The 20,176-nt window shown below is 31.3% G+C and carries 14 protein-coding genes and 1 pseudogene; 5 read left to right on the top strand and 10 right to left on the bottom strand.

All coding sequences use genetic code 11. The features are described from left to right. Positions 1 to 26: 26 nt before the first annotated feature. Complete coding sequence (gndA, locus tag KTC94_RS06530) at positions 27 to 1,442, bottom strand: NADP-dependent phosphogluconate dehydrogenase (protein WP_220320005.1); 1,416 nt, start codon at positions 1,440 to 1,442, stop codon at positions 27 to 29. 186 nt (positions 1,443 to 1,628) lie between these two features. Then, a complete protein-coding gene (locus tag KTC94_RS06535; protein WP_258876423.1) occupies positions 1,629 to 2,264 on the bottom strand; it encodes a phosphoribosyltransferase in 636 nt (211 codons plus the stop codon). 393 nt (positions 2,265 to 2,657) lie between these two features. On the opposite strand from KTC94_RS06535, the gene KTC94_RS06540 reads away from it, so the two are divergent. The 3 genes from KTC94_RS06540 to KTC94_RS06550 all read left to right on the top strand — a co-directional run bounded on the left by KTC94_RS06540 (position 2,658) and on the right by KTC94_RS06550 (position 6,620). Further along, positions 2,658 to 4,097, top strand: coding sequence for a PTS transporter subunit EIIC (locus KTC94_RS06540; RefSeq protein ID WP_220320004.1), 1,440 nt, complete (start codon positions 2,658 to 2,660; stop codon positions 4,095 to 4,097). Between the two features lie 111 nt (positions 4,098 to 4,208). Then, positions 4,209 to 5,534, top strand: coding sequence for a 6-phospho-alpha-glucosidase (locus KTC94_RS06545; RefSeq protein WP_216302894.1), 1,326 nt, complete (start codon positions 4,209 to 4,211; stop codon positions 5,532 to 5,534). A gap of 330 nt (positions 5,535 to 5,864) precedes the next feature. Next, the gene (locus KTC94_RS06550; RefSeq protein ID WP_220320003.1) at positions 5,865 to 6,620 is read left to right on the top strand and encodes a MurR/RpiR family transcriptional regulator; all 756 of its coding nucleotides are present in this window, start codon (positions 5,865 to 5,867) and stop codon (positions 6,618 to 6,620) included. Between the two features lie 283 nt (positions 6,621 to 6,903). Here the strand turns inward: KTC94_RS06550 and KTC94_RS06555 are convergent, their stop codons facing one another. The 7 genes and pseudogenes from KTC94_RS06555 to KTC94_RS06585 all read right to left on the bottom strand — a co-directional run bounded on the left by KTC94_RS06555 (position 6,904) and on the right by KTC94_RS06585 (position 15,400). After that, on the bottom strand, positions 6,904 to 9,321 hold the full coding sequence (locus KTC94_RS06555; RefSeq protein ID WP_258876422.1) for an ABC transporter permease: 2,418 nt from the start codon (positions 9,319 to 9,321) through the stop codon (positions 6,904 to 6,906). An 86-nt stretch (positions 9,322 to 9,407) separates the two neighbouring features. Next, a complete protein-coding gene (locus KTC94_RS06560) occupies positions 9,408 to 10,112 on the bottom strand; it encodes an ABC transporter ATP-binding protein (protein WP_216302897.1) in 705 nt (234 codons plus the stop codon). Positions 10,113 to 10,122: 10 nt separating this feature from the next. Beyond that, complete coding sequence (locus KTC94_RS06565) at positions 10,123 to 10,728, bottom strand: TetR/AcrR family transcriptional regulator (RefSeq protein WP_216302898.1); 606 nt, start codon at positions 10,726 to 10,728, stop codon at positions 10,123 to 10,125. 218 nt (positions 10,729 to 10,946) lie between these two features. Further along, positions 10,947 to 11,366, bottom strand: a pseudogene (locus KTC94_RS06570) (nucleotidyltransferase domain-containing protein). A gap of 87 nt (positions 11,367 to 11,453) precedes the next feature. Beyond that, positions 11,454 to 12,254, bottom strand: coding sequence for a hypothetical protein (locus KTC94_RS06575; RefSeq protein ID WP_220286494.1), 801 nt, complete (start codon positions 12,252 to 12,254; stop codon positions 11,454 to 11,456). Positions 12,255 to 12,525: 271 nt separating this feature from the next. Then, positions 12,526 to 15,123, bottom strand: a complete 2,598-nt coding sequence (gene clpB / locus KTC94_RS06580; protein WP_220320002.1) for an ATP-dependent chaperone ClpB — start codon at positions 15,121 to 15,123, stop codon at positions 12,526 to 12,528. Positions 15,124 to 15,238: 115 nt separating this feature from the next. Continuing rightward, entirely contained in the window at positions 15,239 to 15,400 is a 162-nt protein-coding gene (locus KTC94_RS06585; protein ID WP_165413130.1) for a hypothetical protein, read from the bottom strand. Positions 15,401 to 15,919: 519 nt separating this feature from the next. Here KTC94_RS06585 and KTC94_RS06590 point away from each other — a divergent pair. Both KTC94_RS06590 and KTC94_RS06595 read left to right on the top strand, forming a co-directional pair. Next, the gene (locus tag KTC94_RS06590; protein WP_165413131.1) at positions 15,920 to 16,246 is read left to right on the top strand and encodes a helix-turn-helix domain-containing protein; all 327 of its coding nucleotides are present in this window, start codon (positions 15,920 to 15,922) and stop codon (positions 16,244 to 16,246) included. 50 nt (positions 16,247 to 16,296) lie between these two features. After that, positions 16,297 to 17,790 (top strand): DUF1538 domain-containing protein, encoded by a 1,494-nt coding sequence (locus KTC94_RS06595; protein WP_216302902.1) that lies wholly within the window; start codon positions 16,297 to 16,299, stop codon positions 17,788 to 17,790. 107 nt (positions 17,791 to 17,897) lie between these two features. Here the strand turns inward: KTC94_RS06595 and KTC94_RS06600 are convergent, their stop codons facing one another. Further along, positions 17,898 to 19,676: a penicillin-binding protein 2 gene (locus tag KTC94_RS06600; protein WP_220320001.1), complete on the bottom strand. Its 1,779-nt coding sequence runs from the start codon at positions 19,674 to 19,676 to the stop codon at positions 17,898 to 17,900. Between the last annotated feature and the right edge of the window lie 500 nt (positions 19,677 to 20,176).

The following is a 20,176-nucleotide window of genomic DNA, read 5'->3' on the forward strand; positions in this document are numbered from 1 at the left end:
ATATAAACTACAGGTTTTGATATTTATTATTTAGTTTTACTTACCCATTCATGATGGAATGTCCCTTCTTTATCAACTCTTTCAAATGTATGGGCACCAAAATAATCTCTCTGTGCCTGAAGTAAATTTGCTGGGAGATTTGCACTTCTATAACCGTCATAATACATTAGTGCACTAGAAAATCCCGGAACTGGCACACCTAAATTTACAGCTGTGGACACTACAAATCGCCAATCCTTTTGGTAACTACTAATGATATTTTTGAAATAAGAATCTAACATTAGATTTTTAATATTAGCATCATTTTCATAGGCAACGTTAATCTTGTTAAGGAACTGAGCGCGAATAATACACCCACCTCTAAATATTTTAGCAATTTCGCCATATTTAAGGTCCCAGTTATATTCTACTGCTGCAGCTTTCATAAGCGCGAATCCCTGTGCATATGAACATATTTTACTTGTATAAAGAGCTCTTCTTACTGATTCTATAAACTCATTTATATCCCCTTCAAATAATTCATCTGGCCCTTTTAGTATATCACTTGCCAACACTCGTTCATCTTTTATTTTCGAAATGCAACGTGCAAAAACAGCCTCTGTTATTGTAGGTATTGGCAGCGCTAAATCTAGAGCGCTTTGACTCGTCCATTTCCCGGTTCCCTTTTGGCCTGCTTTATCTAAAATAATATCAACCATGTGCTTTCCGGACTCATTATCTTTTTGTGCAAATATTTCACTAGTTATTTCCATTAAATAACCATTCAGCTCACCTTTATTCCACTGCGCAAACACATCATGAATTTTATCATTAGAAAGTCCAAGAACTCCTTTTAAAAGTGCATAAGCTTCACAAATAAGCTGCATGTCTGCATACTCAATACCATTATGAACCATCTTTACATAATGTCCTGCCCCATTTGATCCAATGTAAGTACAACACGATTCTCCATCTACTTTTGCAGATATAGCTGTTAAAATTGGTTCTACTATTTTATAAGCATCAATCTGGCCTCCTGGCATAATCGCTGGGCCTTTTAAAGCCCCTTTTTCTCCTCCTGAAACTCCTGCCCCTATAAATTTAAAACCCAAATCTTCAAGTTTCTTACTTCTACGTATTGTATCCATAAAAAATGAATTGCCGCCATCAATTATTATGTCACCCTTTGATATATATGGTATTAATTCTTCTATTGCTTCATCCACAGGCTTTCCTGCTTTAATCATAATCAATATTTTTCTCGGAATTTCAATAGAGTTCACAAACTCTTCTATAGAGTATGTTCCCACAATATTTTTTTCTTTCACCTCTATTAATAACTTATCTGTGGCAATTTTACTTCGATCATAAACCGAAACAGATATCCCCCTGCTTTCAACGTTTATTGCTAAATTTTTACCCATAACACCAACGCCTATAACTCCAAATTGTTGTTTATTCATAAGATAAATTCCCCCTTAAAAAAGTTTCTCTCGTTGAATAATATATAGTTTATATTATACTATATATTATTCAATTGCATAAGCAAAAACGCTATTGTACATTTTGAAGCATAATGCGTTTATTTATACTAGTCATGACTACCCTTAAACGTCACAATCTATCGCAACGAGCTTATACTCCCTAATTTATCCCCTCAATTCATTCATGATTTTAAATACTTCTTCATCTATAACTTGCTTAAAATCCTTATAATATGAACCTACTGCATAAAATTCATCTGGTATATATAGGCATATTACCTCATCTACAAGTTCTTTGAATTCTTCAATAACTTCCATAGGACCTACAGGAATAGCTAGAATGATTTTTTTAGCTCCTTGCTTTTTAACAGATTTTATTACAGCCAGGATAGTAAATCCCGTAGCAATCCCATCATCAATAATTATAACTGTTTTATCTTTAACCTCAGGAAATGTATCCTTTCCACGGTACTCTTTCATTCTTCTTTTAATTTCTTTTGTTTGCTCTAAAACTTCCTTCTCGATATACTCTTGTGATATACCAATCATTTTCACGTAATGATTATTTATAAAATAACTACCATCCACAGACACTGCACCTATTGCAAACTCCTTGTTATGTGGTGCCCCTATTTTTCTTGGAATAATCAAATCCCATTTAAACCCAAATCTTTTTACTGTATCATAAGCTATTTCGAGTCCACCTCTTGGCACCGCAAGTACAATTACATCTTCATCTTTAAATTTTTCAAGACTATCAGTTAGCTTTTCCCCTGCATCTTTTCTGTCTAAAAACATCATTCTAATGCACCACACCTTTTAACTTAATTTTTATTTATAAGTCTCTACCGTTTTTTTTAGGTTTTCCTATATATACTTCCAAACATTGAGATAAATTATCCCTGCTGCAGATCAAGCTTTTTTAAATTGAAGATAACTCAAAATATAATTTAACGCAAAGAAAAAAGGCCCATGGAAAATCACAAATTATTTCCCGGGCATATTTTTATATTTGTATAAAAAACAGGTTATCAATTGACTTAACCTGTTTTTTAATAGGGCTTGCCTGTTTAAATTCATACAAAAATTTGTTAAAATGTAAGTAATAACAAATCGTTACAAAAGACGGCATATACAAGAAGTAAATGATTACATTCAAAAGCTTTCAATAAAATTGAAAAGGAGAATTTTCAAATGAAAGAAAAAATAGTAAGTGGAATGCAAGTTTTTGCAAGAGCTATAGTAGTTCCAGTATTGTTTTTACCTATTGTTGGTATTTCTATGGGTATGGCAAAAGACAAAAAAGCAGAAGCGGCTCTTGTGGCATTACTTTCATTTTTAATATTTTTAGGAGCTAATAATGAGTGGCTTACTTTAACAGGAAAATTAGTAAATTACAAAACCGCTTCAGATTTATATGGGACAGGTCAAACTATAATTTTGGGATTTCAAGTAATAGATATGGGTGTTTTCTTAGGAATAATTCTTGGTGTAGTAGTAGCACTTACTCATAATAAATTTAGTAATAAAGAATTTCCAGGTGCATTTGCGTTTTATGGAAACACAAAATTAGTTCTTTTAGTTTTAGTACCTATTTTACTAATCCTTGGGATAGCATTTAGCTATGTTTGGCCCGTTATTGCAATCGGTATCAGTGGTCTAACAGGTTTTATAAATGTATCAGGTTATGTTGGTGTATTCTTATATGGATTTTTAAATAGAGTGTTAATTCCAACCGGATTACATCACTTGATATGGACTCCATTTTCTTACTCTAATATTGGTGGAACATTAGAAATCGGTGGGAAAACAGTTTTTGGAGCTTATAATATTTTTTTAGCACAGTTAACAGATTCATCAATAAAAGTTTTTGATCCTTCTGCAAAATATTTACAGTATGGTATGGTTAAAATGTTTGGTTTAGTAGGAGCAGCTTTAGCATTTTACAAAACAGCTAAACCAGAGAATAAGGTTAAATTAAAGGCTATTTTAATACCAGCAGTAGCAACATCAGTTTTGGTTGGTATTACAGAACCTTTAGAATTTACATTTTTATTTATAGCACCAGCTTTATGGGTAGCTTACTCTGTATTTGATGGGATATTTCAAACTATTGTAGTAGCACTCGGAGTTAGAACTTATTCAGCAGGTGGTATTATAGATTTCTTAACATATAATTTACCAGCCGGAATTAGTAGGACTAGATGGCCTATAGCTATAGGTGTAGGTTTAGTTGAACTAATCGCATTTTACTTTTTATTTAATTTTTTAATTATCAAGTTTAATCTAAAAACTCCAGGTAGAGAAGATAGTGAAGTGAAATTATATACTAAAAAAGATTATAAAGATAAGGTTAGTACTAGTTCATTGCATGAAGCAGAAGTTAAAACCCAAGGTGCTGATTTATCATCAGTAATAGTGGGAGCTCTTGGAGGAAAGAAAAATATAGAAACTGTGGATAATTGCTTTTCTCGTTTAAGGATAAAAATAACAGAGGCCGATAAAGTTGATGAAGTAGTTTTGAAATCCACAGGAGCTTTAGGTGTAATAAAACATGGTAGTAACATTCAAGTTATATATGGACCTAAAGTAAGTGGAGTAAGAAGTGACATTGATAAATATCTTAGTGTTTAAAAAAATTTTTCTGTAAATAATCATGGAGTTAAATACTGTGGATAGGTAAATAAACGGAATATAATTCACCTATTTATAGATTATATATAAAATTAGAAAGAAGGAATAAAAATGAGTAAATTTTCAGTAACAATAGCTGGTGGTGGAAGTACATTTACACCTGGAATAATATTAATGCTTTTAGACAACTTAGATAAGTTTCCTATAAGAAAACTAACATTATATGACAACGATAAGGAAAGACAGGCAATAGTGGCTGGAGCATGTGCTGTTGTTTTGAAGGAGAAAGCACCAGAAATTGAATTTACTGTAACAACAGATCCAAAAGAAGCATTTACAGATACAGACTTTGTTATGGCCCATATAAGAGTAGGTAAATATGCAATGCGTGAATTAGATGAGAAAATCCCATTGAAGTATGATGTACTTGGACAAGAAACTTGTGGTCCAGGAGGTATTTCTTATGGAATGAGATCCATTGGTGGAGTTATTGAAATACTTGACTATATGGAGAAATATTCACCAGATGCATGGATGTTAAACTACTCCAACCCCGCAGCAATAGTTGCAGAAGCAACCAGAAAATTAAGGCCTAATTCGAAGATATTAAACATATGTGATATGCCAATAGGTACAGAAGTACGCATGGCTGAAATTTTAGGACTAAAATCTAGAAAAGATATGAAAGTTCGCTATTATGGTCTTAATCATTTTGGTTGGTGGACAGACATACGCGATACTGCTGGAAATGACTTAATGCCAAAAATAAAAGAACATGTTGCTAAATATGGTTATATAATTGGTGAAGGAGGTACTCAAGAAACTGAGACAAGTTGGTACGATACCTTTGCAAAAGCAAAAGATGTATATGCATTAGACCCAAATACGTTGCCTAATACTTATTTAAAATATTATTTATTTCAGGATTATGTTGTTAAACATTCAAATAAAGAATATACAAGAGCTAATGAAGTAATGGATGGAAGAGAAAAGTTTGTGTTTGGTGAGTGTAGAAAAATTATTGAACAACAATCTACACAAGGATGTGAATTGCATGTCGATGATCATGCATCATATATAGTTGATCTAGCAACAGCTATAGCATATAATTCACAGGAAAGAATGCTATTAATTGTAGAGAATAATGGTGCCATTGAAAACTTTGATCCAACAGCTATGGTTGAAATACCTTGTATGGTTGGAAGCAATGGACCAGAACCATTAGTAGTAGGAAAAATCCCCCAATTCCAGAAGGGATTAATGCAGCAACAAGTTTCTGTAGAAAAATTAGTAGTTGAAGCTTGGATAGAGAAATCCTATCTAAAATTGTGGCAAGCTATTACACTTTCTAAAACTGTACCTAGTGCAAGTGTTGCTAAGAATATTTTAGATGATTTAATTAAAGTAAACAAAGAATATTGGCCTGAATTAAAATAGTTGTTGAAGTGAATATAATTTAGTGTTTTAAAAGTTGGGACTGTCTTAAAAATAGATTTTAGATCTATTTTGGGCAGTCTCTTTTTTATTTTTAATTATTTTGTGAGATAATTAGAATTCAACTACATTTACTACAGAAAGTCTCCCGTTGGCATGTTGTGGGGATATTTAACTTTGTTTAATTATTAAATATGCAAGTAAAAAAATCTATAAAATTAAATGTAGAAATTTCTTAATTTATTGTCCAGAATATAAGGTATAATATAGTAGTGAAAATAATACAACATTTATTAAACAAATTATATAATATTTATAGTAGGTGAAAAACGCATGAACTTAGATATTAGCAAAATGGTGGATAAATATCAGTTAAGTGGTACAGATGAAAACATATTAATTTATATTATAAATAATATAGAGAATGTTAAAGAAATAGGGGTAAGAGGTATAGCAAAGGAAAATTATACATCTACTACTACTATTATGAATCTAGCAAAAAAAATAGGTTATTCCGGATTTTTAGATATGTATTATAATTTGAATTTTACATTGAAAGATAAAAAATCGCATTTTTCAGGGCAAAAAAATAATAAATACTATGGCGTGGACTTAGACGAATTGTTATCATTGATAGAATCTAAAAAAATAAGTGACTTTATAGATTTATTAATGGAAAATAAAGGTCAAATCATATATACCTGTGGACAAGGATTTTCAGAATCTATTGCAAAATATATTACTAGAAAATTATTAGTTCTTGGTTTTAATTGTATTTTTTCTGAATCTTATGAAAGCTATGATGTAAATGCCATTAAAGCAAAGCTATTTATAAGTGTCTCAAAGTCAGGGGAAACAGACTTTTTAGTAAAAGTTTCTGAATCAGCTAAAAAAAACGGGATAAAAATAGTTTCCTTTACAGGAGATGTAGATAATACATTAGCTAAAATATCAGATATAAACTTTAAATTATATGATATGAATACTATGGATGATCGTAATAAATTAGCAACTTCCTTCTATTCTAATATTTTAATTTTATTTGAATTTTTAATAGGTATATATTTAGAAAAAAGCCAAGAAAATTGAGCTTAATACCAAGACTTTTAGTTTCATTTTCAAGTACTATAAGTACAGATTCGTTAACGCTTAGGCAAGGAAGTATATTAGGAAGTATTTATCTTTCTATTATTATTACACAACCTATAATGTATACAGTAGAAGTCTAAATCTATAAAAGCTGTGAAATTAATTTCACAGCTTTTATAATATAATTTGCAGATCCTCCCATGACAAAGAAAGCTATTATTTTCTATGTCATTCATAATATCAATATCTCTAAAGTACAACGCATTTACTTGAATTAGTAGTGTTATTCTGCACTTTTAAGTGATTCTATCATATCTATATTACCAAATTCTCTGTACATAACTAAATTTACAATTATAGAAAATGAAATTGTAAGTAACACTGAATATAGAAAATAAATAGGGTCAATTTTCCTCATAAACATCATTACATTAGTCTCTGAAGTGTTAATTACAAACCCACATAGGAGTATTCCCACAGCTATTCCAGTTAGGCTTCCTATTACCGTTAATATAATATTTTCACGGTATATATATAGTGCAAGTTCACTATCATAAAATCCTAAAAGTTTTATTGTAGACAACTCTCTTTTTCTTTCATTTACATTTATATTTGTAAGGTTATATATTACAACAAAAGCAAGGACTCCTGCGGATACTATTAGAACGAGCACCACTGAATTTATACTCTTCGTGGTTTTATTAAAATCAAAATGTGCTTTGTTTTTGTAATTTATAGATCCTATATTTTGAGTCCGTGTTAGTACCTTTGTGGTGTTATCTTCTGCACTATCTGATGTTGATTTTAAAAGTCCATAAAACCCATTAAATTTAAGATTTTCCCCAGTTATTTTTTTATAATAATCAGAGCTTATATAAATATAATGTTGCAGATAATGCTCTGTTATGCCTGAGATTCTAGCTTTTACCACCTTATCATTTATGGTTATCTCAAATATGTCTCCAATTTTTTTATTCATAAGTTTCGATAATTTTTCAGTAATAATTACACCATCTTCTTTAAGGCTTAGATCTGTACCTTTCATTGTAAGATTAATATACTTATTAAGTTCCTTCTTATCTTCTGTAACCACTAAATATGCATCTTCTCTACCAGATTTATAAAGATCCACCGTTCCATTTTTTGTATATGAAAATAAAACTGATTTTACGTTATCATCTTTCATTATTTTATTTTGTGTGATATCTTTTTGATTATCGTCTATGTCTTTCCTAAGTGTTGACTGCATATCATATCTATATATATTTGTAAACTGACTTTCCACAGCACCCATTATTCCTGATTTAAGTCCAAATCCTGTTATCATAAGTCCTGTACACACCGCGATGCCTATTACGGTCATGAAAAACCTTTGTTTATATCTAAATATATTTCTTGCAGTAACTTTACTTGTAAAACTCAACTTTTTCCATATAAAAGTTATTTTTTCGAGTAATATAGTCTTTCCAGCCTTTGGCGGTTTTGGTCTCATCAAAGATGCTGGTGCTTCTCTTAATTCCTCAAGTGTCGCCGCTCCCGCTGCAAGAGTTGTAAATAGTATAGCGATTAATGAAGATTGAAGCGCTAAACTAGGGTTAAAAGGAGTTAAAGAACTTGGAATAGAATAAAGCGAGCTATAAGCATTCATTATAAGTGGAGGAAAAAGTCTAAATCCGAAAGACACACCTACTATGCTACCTGTTATACTAGCTAAAAGTGCATATATTAAATAGTGAGTAGTTATGGCCATTCTTGAATATCCTAAAGCTTTTAAAGTTCCTATTTCAATTCTATTTTCTTGAACCATTCTCGTCATAGTTGTAAGGCTAACTAAAGCTGCCACTAAGAAAAATATAAGTGGGAAGGCCTTGCCTATGTTATCTATTCTTTCACTATCTTGTCTATATGTTTCATATCCCAGATTAGCATCTCTTCCAAGAACATACCATTCTGGTTTTTTAATATCATTATTTTCTGCTATGTTTATTTTACCTTTCGTAGCTTTCAATATTTGCGAATACCTTACTTTACTTCTTATAACTCCAATGTCCTTAAGATCTTGCTTCATATTGTTAGAAGTTTTTTTATAATCTTCACTTAATATAAGACTATCTTTTGATTCTTCACTATCATCTTTTACATATATTTCTGTATAAACATCGCTTTTAAATACATCAGGTAGTATATAAATAAATCCCCGAACAGTTCCATTACCAACTGAACTTAGCTGTCTTTGAGCTGATAAGTATAAAGGTGACAGCGCTGTTCCTACTATTTTAAATCTGCTATTTTTTAGGTCATTATCTATTAAAGCATCTTTTCCTGATTTAAGTTCTATAACATCCCCTATTTTAAGTTTATTTTCTTTTAAAAATCCTTCTTCCACTACAACTTCATTGTTAACTTTTGCTATTCTTCCTGTGACGATTTTTATCTTATTTATGCCACTTTCAGGATGAATTGAATTAACATTAATCACCAGGGAATGTTTATCTTTTTCAACTACTGCGTCTATTGAAAATGAACCCTCAGCCTTTTTTACACCTTTTAGTTTTTGGACCTCAGCTAAGTCATCCTTTGTAAGTCCAAGTGTAGATATAAGTTTAAAATCCATAAACTCAGTTTGATTAAAATAAAAATCCGCTGATTTTTTCATATCTGGACTAGTAGCTCGAACTCCAGCATAAAAAGCTACTCCCATTGCAATGATTATTACTATAGATAAAAACCTCGAAAGTGTCTTTTTTATGTCTCTAAATAAATTTTAAAAAAATGTTTTCTTCACTTCTACCACTCCAAGCTTTCGATAGACATTGGATTATCATTTTTCATTACGCTTTCAACTTTACCACTTTTAACTGTTATTATCTTGTCAGCAATAGGGGTTATAGCGGAATTATGTGTAATGACTATGACAGTCATGCCATGCTTTTTTGAAGTATCAGATAGTAACTTAAGTATCGACTTACCAGTATTATAATCCAGTGCTCCTGTAGGCTCATCACAAAGAAGTAACTTAGGATTTTTTGCAAGGGCCCTCGCTATGGAAACTCTTTGCTGTTCTCCTCCAGAAAGCTGCGACGGGAAATTCCGCATTCTATTTTCAAGGCCTACATTTTTAAGTACTTCTTCAGGATTCATTGGGTTTTTACAAATTTCAACTGCAAGCTCTACATTCTCAATTGCATTTAAATTTTGTACTAAATTATAGAACTGAAATACAAATCCTATTTCGTCACGCCTATATTTTGTGAGCATTTTTTTATTGTATTCACTTATATCATTGCCATCCACAATAATATTTCCAGTAGTAACCTGGTCCATACCTCCCAAAAGGTTAAGTATTGTTGTTTTACCTGCACCACTAGCACCAATAACCACAACAAATTCACCCTTTTCTATAGAAAATGAAACATCATCTACTGCTTTGATGATAACTTCTCCCATGGTATAAGTTTTTTTCACATTTTTTAGTTCTATAAAATTCTTCATTTTTTATCTCCTAACTTATATTTTCACAATCTAACTTGCTCATAATATTTTTATAAAATATATCTATTATATCAATAATAAGTTTTCTCACCTGAGCTCCGTCGTCTTTCTCTCTTAAAATGATAGAAATACTCTCCACAAGGTTATATGATATAAGATAAATAATAAAATTATTTTTAAGTCTTTTCCCCTGGAGTGACAGCTCATATTTCATTTTCTCTGAAACTATTCTAGTTACGAACTCAACGAAGGTCTTTTTACAATTTCCATATTTCGATCCTTCGCTTTTATTAAGTAATATTGTAATTTCTATGCTATTTTCTTTAAATATCTCCATTATCTTTTCCATTAATTTATAAAAAATATCATCTGCTTCTTCGTTTATTTCTACTTCATTAAACTGATTAATGTAATCCATTAGTCTATCATATACAGGTCCAATTAATTTTTCATACAAATCATCTTTACTATGAAAATATTTATAAAAATTCCCCACTGATGTTTCAGAGTTTTTAGCTATCCCCCTTATTGATGTGCCTTTGTATCCCCTTTGTTTAAATTCCTTTAGAGATTCTTCTACTATATTATTTCTTACCTCTTCCTTCAAATATTGCATTAGAAAACCTCCGTTCTCTTTTATAGTATACTCTATTTTTAAAAAAACTCAACTGTTGTATTATTTAAAGGTGTCGCATCTTTCTTATACAGTGAATCAAAAATTATAAACAAATAACTAAGAAGAAAAAAGGTAACAACAATGAATTTAATCATTGTTGTTACCTTTTTCTCTTGAATTTTTATGGTTATATTTTCATTTAAATACATCCTACACTATCATTCCCCATACACATTGCCTCTCTTCTTTATATTTTCCAATATAGCTGCTCTTTCTTCATTTAATAAAGCGTATTCCTTAAATGTATACATTTCAAAATACATTCTTCTCGTATCATTATTACAATAAATCGTTTTACCTGTTCCTACTACTTGTGATTTAAATACTGTAGATGATTTTCTTAAATCTACAAGATCTATTTCTCTATTAAGTAAACTTGCAATCTCTTGTGAAATCATAAATATTTCATATTAACTAAAAGCTTCATCACCTAAAAATGCTATGTCTATATCACTATTTGCGCGTGAAGTTCCTTTTGCATATGATCCAAATATATATATAAGAAATGGTTTTATTTTTTTTATTAAAACTTCTTTTATAATATCCTTATCTTTATCCTCTAGTTCCAAAACCTTCACATCCTTTATAACAATTATATTTATTGTATCAAATTTTTAATTAATATACTAGGCTCTAGCTAAATAACAAACAGTGCTTTCATTGCATTATATTTTTATTAATGATATTAGTAAACTTACAATGTAAGTTATACTTGAAAAAATCAATGATACTATGAGAAATCCTATTAATACAATGTTATATTTCAATATATCTTCAGCCATAACAAATCTCGAAATGCCAAGGGTATTGAGACCTAATATTATTAGGAATATTATAAATAATCCCTTAGAGGCCCCTTTAATATCCGCAGAGCTTAACGATATATGAGATGAAATACATATAGCTAAAAATAAAAACAATATAAAATAGGGATTAGTAAAATTCTTAATTGAAAAGATTATTTTTATTAAATTAACATAAGAAGTCATTATTCCATTCAGAGCTATACCGTTTAATTTAGTTACATTTAAATTATTAATAGATATAGTTATAAATTCATTATATGTCTTAGGAATTATGACGTACATTAAAGCTATTATAGACGCGATTCCTCCGAATATAGGTGCAGTGCCTATGAAAAAATTACCTATCTGTTGATATACACTATTAGGATTATAGGCATGCTTTACATACCCAAGTACACCATTTTCGTCTCTCTTTTGTATTAGTACCACTTTTGTAATTTTGTGCCCAAAGAGAAAACAAAAAATAGCATGAGAAATTTCATGTATGGGAACACCTACAATAGCGGTAATAGCAACTGCCTTCCACCCAAAACTCCTTTGCAAATTTTCTATTGAATGCTCCCTTAAAAAGCCAAGGATGAATCCTACAAGAATTATCATCCCTGTCAAATATAATGTATCTACCGATGTCTTTATTATTAAGTTTACTAAGAAATTCATTTAATCACCCTCACAAATCTTGGCTCAATCTACACCATACAAATCAGCTTCTTTAGTTATATTATATCACTAACTAAACTTTCAATGCTAGATGTTATCACCGCCACTTGTTAGCCATGACACCTAATATTTAGTGATTTTATATAAAAATAATAATAAAAGCACCTACCTAAGTAAGTGCTTTTATTATTATCTTTTAGATTCTCTTGCTTTTACCGTTATCTGTCAAAATCCACCTCAATGAAAAGTGACTTTTAATAGCTCTATTAAGTTAAATTTTTTCTATTATAATTTGATTATCCTTTGCATCTACACCGATGATAGAACCATCATTTATATCTCCCCTAATAATTTTCTTTGCAATAGATGTTTCTAAAACATTTTCAATATATCTCTTTAACGGACGTGCACCGTAGATCGGATCGTAGCCTTCTTCTGCCATAAGTTCCTTAGCATCCGTAGTTACTTTCATTGATATGTTTTTATCTTTAAGCCTATTTTGAATATCTGCTAGGAATATATCAACTATTCCTTCTATTTCTTTTGTTTCTAATGGTTTAAATAATATTATATCATCTAATCTATTTAAAAATTCCGGTTTAAATTTGGATTTTAGCTCGCCCATAACTCTATCACGGATATGCTGTTCTATGCCTCCACTTTCTTTGTTTTCCAAGAGGTAGTTGCTTCCGATATTTGAAGTCATAATTATTATGCAGTTTTTGAAATTCACAATCTTGCCCTGATTATCAGTTAGGCGTCCATCGTCTAGTATTTGAAGAAATATGTTAAACACATCCTCGTGAGCTTTTTCTATTTCATCAAATAATACTACGCTATAAGGTTTACGCCTAACAGCTTCTGTAAGCTGACCGCCCTCTTCATAACCTACATATCCTGGTGGTGCCCCTATAAGTCTTGACACAGAATATTTCTCCATATATTCCGACATATCTATCCTTATTATGTTTTCACCACTCTCAAATAAAATTTTAGCTAAAGTTTTAGCAAGTTCAGTTTTTCCGACACCAGTAGGCCCAAGGAATATAAATGAACCAATAGGTCTTCTTGGATCCTTCATACCGGCCCTCGCCCTTATTACTGCATTTGACACTGCAGTTACTGCTTCTTTTTGACCAATTACCCGCTCAGATAATTCATCTTCAAGTCTTAGGAGCTTCTTCCTCTCGCTTTCTTGGAGATTTGTTACAGGTATACCAGTCCACTTTGATACTATCTGTGAAATTTCATTTTCGGTTACTTCTTCTTTAAGCATGGCTGTTTCATTATTTTTATGAATTTCTTTTTCTTTTTCTTTTATCTGAGCTTCTAGCTTAGGAATTACTCCATATTTAAGCTCTGCCACTTTATTTAAATCATATTCTCTTTCTGATTTTTCTATGTCCCCCCTTGAAGCATCGAGCTCTGCTTTCAAATTTCTAATTTCAACTATCTTAGACTTTTCTTTCTCATATTTTGCTGTCATCTCATTATCTTTATCTTTTAAATTACTTAGCTCTTTTTCGAGTATTATGAGCCTTTTCTTTGAAGCCTCATCCTTTTCTTTAGATAAAGCCTTCTTTTCAATTTCTAACTGAAATATCTTACGTTTAGCCATGTCCATATCTGTAGGCATACTATCTATATCAGTCCTTATCATAGCACAAGCTTCATCTATAAGATCTATTGCCTTATCTGGAAGAAATCTCGCCGTTATATATCTATTCGAAAGCTTTGCTGCAGCAATAATGGCTGAATCATGAATCCTTATACCATGATATATTTCAAATTTTTCTTTAAGACCTCTAAGTATTGACACAGAATCTTCAACTGTAGGTTCTTCTACAGTTACTGGTTGGAACCTTCGCTCTAAGGCTTTATCCTTCTCCAAATATTTCCTATACTCATCAAAAGTGGTCGCCCCAATGCAATGAAGGCTTCCTCTGGCTAGCAGTGGCTTTATCATGTTTCCAGCATCCATAGAACCCTCTGATTTCCCTGCTCCCACTATATTATGAATTTCATCTATAAATAAAATTATTCTACCTTCACTATTTTGTACTTCTTTAAGCACTGCTTTAAGTCTTTCTTCAAACTCACCTTTAAATTTGGCCCCCGCAATAAGTGCTCCCATATCTAAAGAAAATATTATTTTATTTTTAAGCCCTTCTGGTACGTCTCCCTTTACAATTCTTTGAGCTAGCCCTTCTACTATAGCAGTTTTACCTACTCCAGGTTCTCCTATAAGCACTGGATTATTTTTAGTTCTTCTAGAAAGTATTCTTATAACTCGCCTAATTTCCTCATCTCTTCCTATCACTGGATCTAGTTTATGTTTTTTAGCTTGTTCCACAAGGTTTGTTCCATATTTCACTAATGCCTCATAAGTGCCCTCTGGATCAGCATTTTCCACTCTCTGATTTCCCCTAACGGTCGATAACACATTTAAAAAAGCTTCTTTAGTTATATTAAATTTCTTTAAAATATCTCGAATGTCTTTAGAATTCACATCTATAAGTCCAAGCATTACATGTTCGACACTTATAAAAGAATCTTTAAACTTTTTAGCTTCATCTTCGGCCCGTGCAAAAACTTCTTCAAACCTTCTAGTAGCATAAACTGATCCACTATCTGCACCACTTCCTGTAACTTTTGGCATACTATTTATTTCTTTGTTAATCTCCTCATTAAGCTTTGCTGTATTCACTCCCATTTTACTAAATATATTAGGAATAAGACCGTCCTCTTGAGCTATAAGTGCTGCAAATAAATGCACAGTATCTACCTGTTGATGATTATTTTTTACAGCTAATAATTGAGCCTCATTTAAGGATTGTTGAACCTTTACCGTTAATTTTTCTACATCCATGTAAATAACCCTCCCTTTAGTTTTTTAAATTATTACCCACTATTTAATTATAACTAAAAAACACCCATAACTCTTTAAATAAATTACTTTTATTTAACAAATTTGTTTTGTAATTTTATTTGAGTACTGCCTGTGCTATTCTAACAAGTTGCTCTTTACTTAAAGCTTCAAGATACCTTTGACGTTCCATAAAAGTACACTCTTCTAAAAGTTTTCTTACTCTATGAGTTTCTATATAAATACCTGAAAGCATTAAATCTTTACTACTCGAATCCATGTAATGCCTCCTCCAAATGTTATAATATATTGTTGCAGACCCTTCGCTGTAGCCCTTATCTATTAATTTAACAATACATGCTTTTCTATCTTGCTTTTCAAAACATTCACAAAGATTATATATTTTCTGAAGCATTATCATCTTTCTTTTCCTTCCTTCTTAATCATCCAGGAAACATACAAAATACAAGTTTTTCGTATGTTTTTTCATCCGCGCTTAATTTCCAATCACTTTATATTATACCATATTTTATATAAAAAAACAGCAATCCGTATACAAATCGCTGTTTTTTTTTGGAAAACCACTAACAAAGCACCAATTTATTGTAAATCAGTGCTTTGTTAGTAAGGATATATAATTAACCACATCCTTCATGATTTATTTCCTTCCATTTCAACATTTATTCCCTCTATTCTTCAATAATTACGGAACCTATGAGAACCGAAATGCATGATATTGTTGCTTTTAGGTTACAATTATGTTATACTTACAATATATTATTTTAATGGAGGTATTATCGTGAGCGATATTGGGAAATTTATTTTTGAACATAGAACTTCAAGAAATTTATCTAGTCGTAAGCTAGCTTCACTTGCAGACATAAGTCATACGGAGATACATCGACTTGAAAATGGAGAAAGAAAGAATCCATCACCACTGGTATTAAAATGCATAGCAAGAGCTCTTGAGATGCCCTACGATGATATTATGAAAGCGGCAGGATATATGGATAGCACCCATTCTCCTATTACCACTGTACACCTTACTGGCACTGATGATCTAACCGACCAAGAACTCGAGCAAGTGAACAATTTCATTGAATTTTTACATATTAAACGCAAATAAATAACAATATATATCCTAATTTTTAGACTTTAAATGGAGGTGTCTTATATTTGAATATCATTATTAAAAAATTTAAAGAAGTTTTATTTTCTGTACTCCCAATTACTTTAATAGTATTACTATTGAATTTTACAATCATCCCTCTTGAAACACATCTAATACTTAGATTTTTAATAGGCGCAATTTTCATAATATTTGGACTGTCTATATTTTTACTTGGTGTGGACACTGGAGTTACCCCTATTGGTACTTTAATGGGAAGTTCTCTTGCTAAAAACAGTAAAGTATTGGTCTTAGTTTTTTCGGGATTAATACTCGGTTTTTTTATTACAATTGCTGAACCAGATTTGCAAATTCTTGCTTCTCAAGTTAGTACTGTAACATCGGGATCAATAACTAAACTTTCGATTTTAGTTGTTGTATCTATTGGTATTGCAATTATGCTATCTATAGGTTTATTAAGAATAATTTATAATAAATCATTAAAGAAAATGTTAACTGCAATATATTTGATTATTTTTGTTCTATCTTTATTTACATCTTCTGAATTTTTAGCAATATCATTTGATGCTTCTGGTGCTACTACGGGCGCAATGACCGTTCCATTTATATTAGCACTTGCGTTAGGAGTGTCTTCAATAAAAAAAGATGGAATATCCTCGGAAGAAGATAGTTTCGGACTAGTAGCAGTAGCATCCACAGGCGCTATTTTATCCGTTATTATTATGAGCCTTATATCAAAGTCTGATAAAATTGTTGGCGACCTAAGCACTAGTACTGTCAGCTCAACCTCAATTATAAATCCATTTATTGAAAAATTGCCAACTATGATAAGTGAAGTTTTTTTCACCTTGCTTCCATTATTATTATTATTTTTTATATTCAATAAAATATCATTTAAGCTTTCAAAAAAGGAATTTTCAAAGATATTGAGAGGTATTCTATATTCTTTTATTGGACTGATATTATTTTTAACAGGAGTAAATGCTGGTTTTATAGAGATTGGAACTGTAGTCGGACACAGTATTGCTTCCCTACATAGTAGTTGGATTCTTGTCATTGTTGGGTTCATACTTGGATTAGTGGTAATATTAGCTGAACCGGCTGTGCATGTACTTACAGATCAGATAGAAATTGTTACTCATGGATATATAAAAAAGAAGGCAGTAATTTTTACTCTTTCTATCGGAGTTGCCTTTGCAGTAGCATTATCAATGTTAAGAATAGTTGTACCCGGGATTCAGTTGTGGCATTTTCTTTTACCAGGATACGCAATTTCAATTATTATGTCATATTTTGTGCCGAAACTATTCGTAGGAATAGCATTTGACTCTGGCGGTGTAGCTTCTGGTCCAATGGCAGCAACTTTTATTTTAGCCTTTGCACAAGGTGCCGCTGAGGCCATTGAAGGAGCGAATGTATTAATTGATGGATTTGGCGTAATTGCCATGGTTGCTTTAACTCCATTAATTGCTTTGCAAATTTTAGGTTTGATCTTTCAACATAAGGCTAAAAAAGAAGGAATAAAAATAAATGCAAAATAATTCTAACACATGTGAATGTTAATTAATATTCGATACTTATTCAAAAAACAAAGAGCAGATCTCATCCCTAACATGGGCTGAAATCTGCTCTTTATTTTCATTTAGTATCAATTTGTATCACTCACATTATCCGTAGACATGTTAAGTATTCTAAACAACCCTGAAAATAACTTACGTGCTGCCGGTACTGCTGTCTGGGCAGCATAATATTTTTCCGGGTTTGGCTCTTCTATTGTAACTATCAATGTTACCTCTGGATTATTAGCAGGAGCCATACCTGCAAAGGATGCTACATATTTACCAGAACCGTAACCCCCTTCAGTACTGTTAACCTTATTTGCAGTTCCTGTCTTTCCAGCTATGCGGTACCCCTCCATATAGGTATCCTTTCCAGTTCCCTCCTTAACAGCCCTTTCCAAATACATTCTTAATTCAGCTGCTTTTTCTTTGCTGGTTATAACCTTTTCACCAAGATTATCATATTTTTTATCCACAACTTTTTTATCTTCCACCATATGTGATATCTCTTTCATAACATGGGGTCTTATCCATGTACCTCCATTAGCTATTGCATTGAAGGCAGCGATATACTGCACTTGGCTAACCGCTACACCTTGACCATAAGCCATTGTAGCAAGATCAATAGGTTTAATACTATTTAAATCCTTTATTAATCCAGTACTTTCACCTGGCAAATCTATACCGGTTTTCTGTCCAAAGTTAGCCGCCTTTAAAAATTTATAAAAATTTTCCTCTCCAATTTTTTGTCCCAGGTTAACAAATCCAACATTATCGGAATTTTTTATTATATCTGAAAAAGTCTCAACCCCATGATTTTCTTTATTATCATTATACAATGTTGTACTTCCAACCTTAATGCTTCCATTACTTACAAATCGGTCCTGGTCCGTCACCACGTTATTTTCAAGTGCAGCAGCAGCTGTTATAACCTTGAAAATTGATCCTGGCTCAAATACATTACTGATAGCTCTATTCTTCCATATTTCCTGTACTTCACTATCTGTTTTCCCTTCTACATAAGGCTTATTTAGATTATATCCCGGTGTATTAACCATAGCCAAAATTTCACCATTTTGCGGATTCATAATTATTATGCTTACAGACTTTGCACTATTTTCATCCAATGTTTCTTTTGCTACTTTTTCAGCTAAATTTTGAATTTGTTCATCTATAGTTAATGTTAAATCCTTTCCATTTACAGGTTGAACCGTGGTTGCTTCTTTATAGGGCAATTCATTATTATTCCTATCCACTTCTGTCACTTTTACCCCGGGAATACCTGCTAATTCATTATTATAACTCTGTTCTACTCCACTTATTCCATTTCCCTCCAAATTGGTATGTCCGATAACCTGGGATAAAACGCTATCATTTGGATACATTCTCTCTACATCGTTTGAAATTATTATGCCATTATATTTTAAATCTTTAACCGCATCTGCACCCTTCTTATCAACCTTTCTCTTCAATGATACAAATTTAAGTAGCTTGCCATTGCCATCTTTGCTATCTAATATTTTTTCAAATTCGCTCTTTTTAACATCCAGTTTCTGCGACAATTGTTCAATGGCTTGTTCTTCAGGTATTTTTTTAACTTCTAAGTATCTTTTAAATACATTTAAATCAACATCAACCCTGTAAACATCTGCACTTAATGCCAATTTTGAACCGTTTCTGCTCAGAATCTCCCCCCTTTGGGGAGCTATTTTTATAGTTTTTGTCCAATTGTTTAATGCCAGCTGTTTATAATCTGGCCCATTAATAACCATTAAATAAACCATTCTACTCACAAGACCCATAAATGCTATGGAAAATAACATACCTGCAAAAAAAATCCTTTTACTTCTCACCCTTTTTCTTTTCAATTTGCTCACCAACCTATTTAAATAATTTCTTCCGATGTTTACGCACTTCCCTCCTCTTTGTAAGTTACCAATATATTAGAATTTATTCTAACATTTATTCGCGTGAATTTTAGTTTAACATAAGTATATAGAAAATACCCAAGTATTATATTTTGTATAATATACAATTAAGGGATAAAAATAAATGTAAAATAATTCTAACACGTGTGAAAGTTAATTAATATTCGAAACTTATTTAAAAACAAAGAGTAGATTTCATCCCTAAATATGGGATGAAATCTGCTCTTTATTTAAAAAACTTAATTTGTAATCTAGTCTTCTATTTCGCTCATTTCTTTTTTTAATAAATCTATAGGATTGACATATCCTAGTGTTCCACACATCAAATTGCCCGCCCATATATTAAGTTCTACTAAATTTAGATTATCACTTGGTATGTATTTAACCTTATTTAAATAATATCACTTATAATAATATTATTCTACCAAATTTTTGATTAA

It is taken from the genome of Clostridium sp. CM028 (assembly GCF_030585565.1).
Lineage (GTDB): Bacteria > Bacillota > Clostridia > Clostridiales > Clostridiaceae > Clostridium_AD > Clostridium_AD estertheticum_B.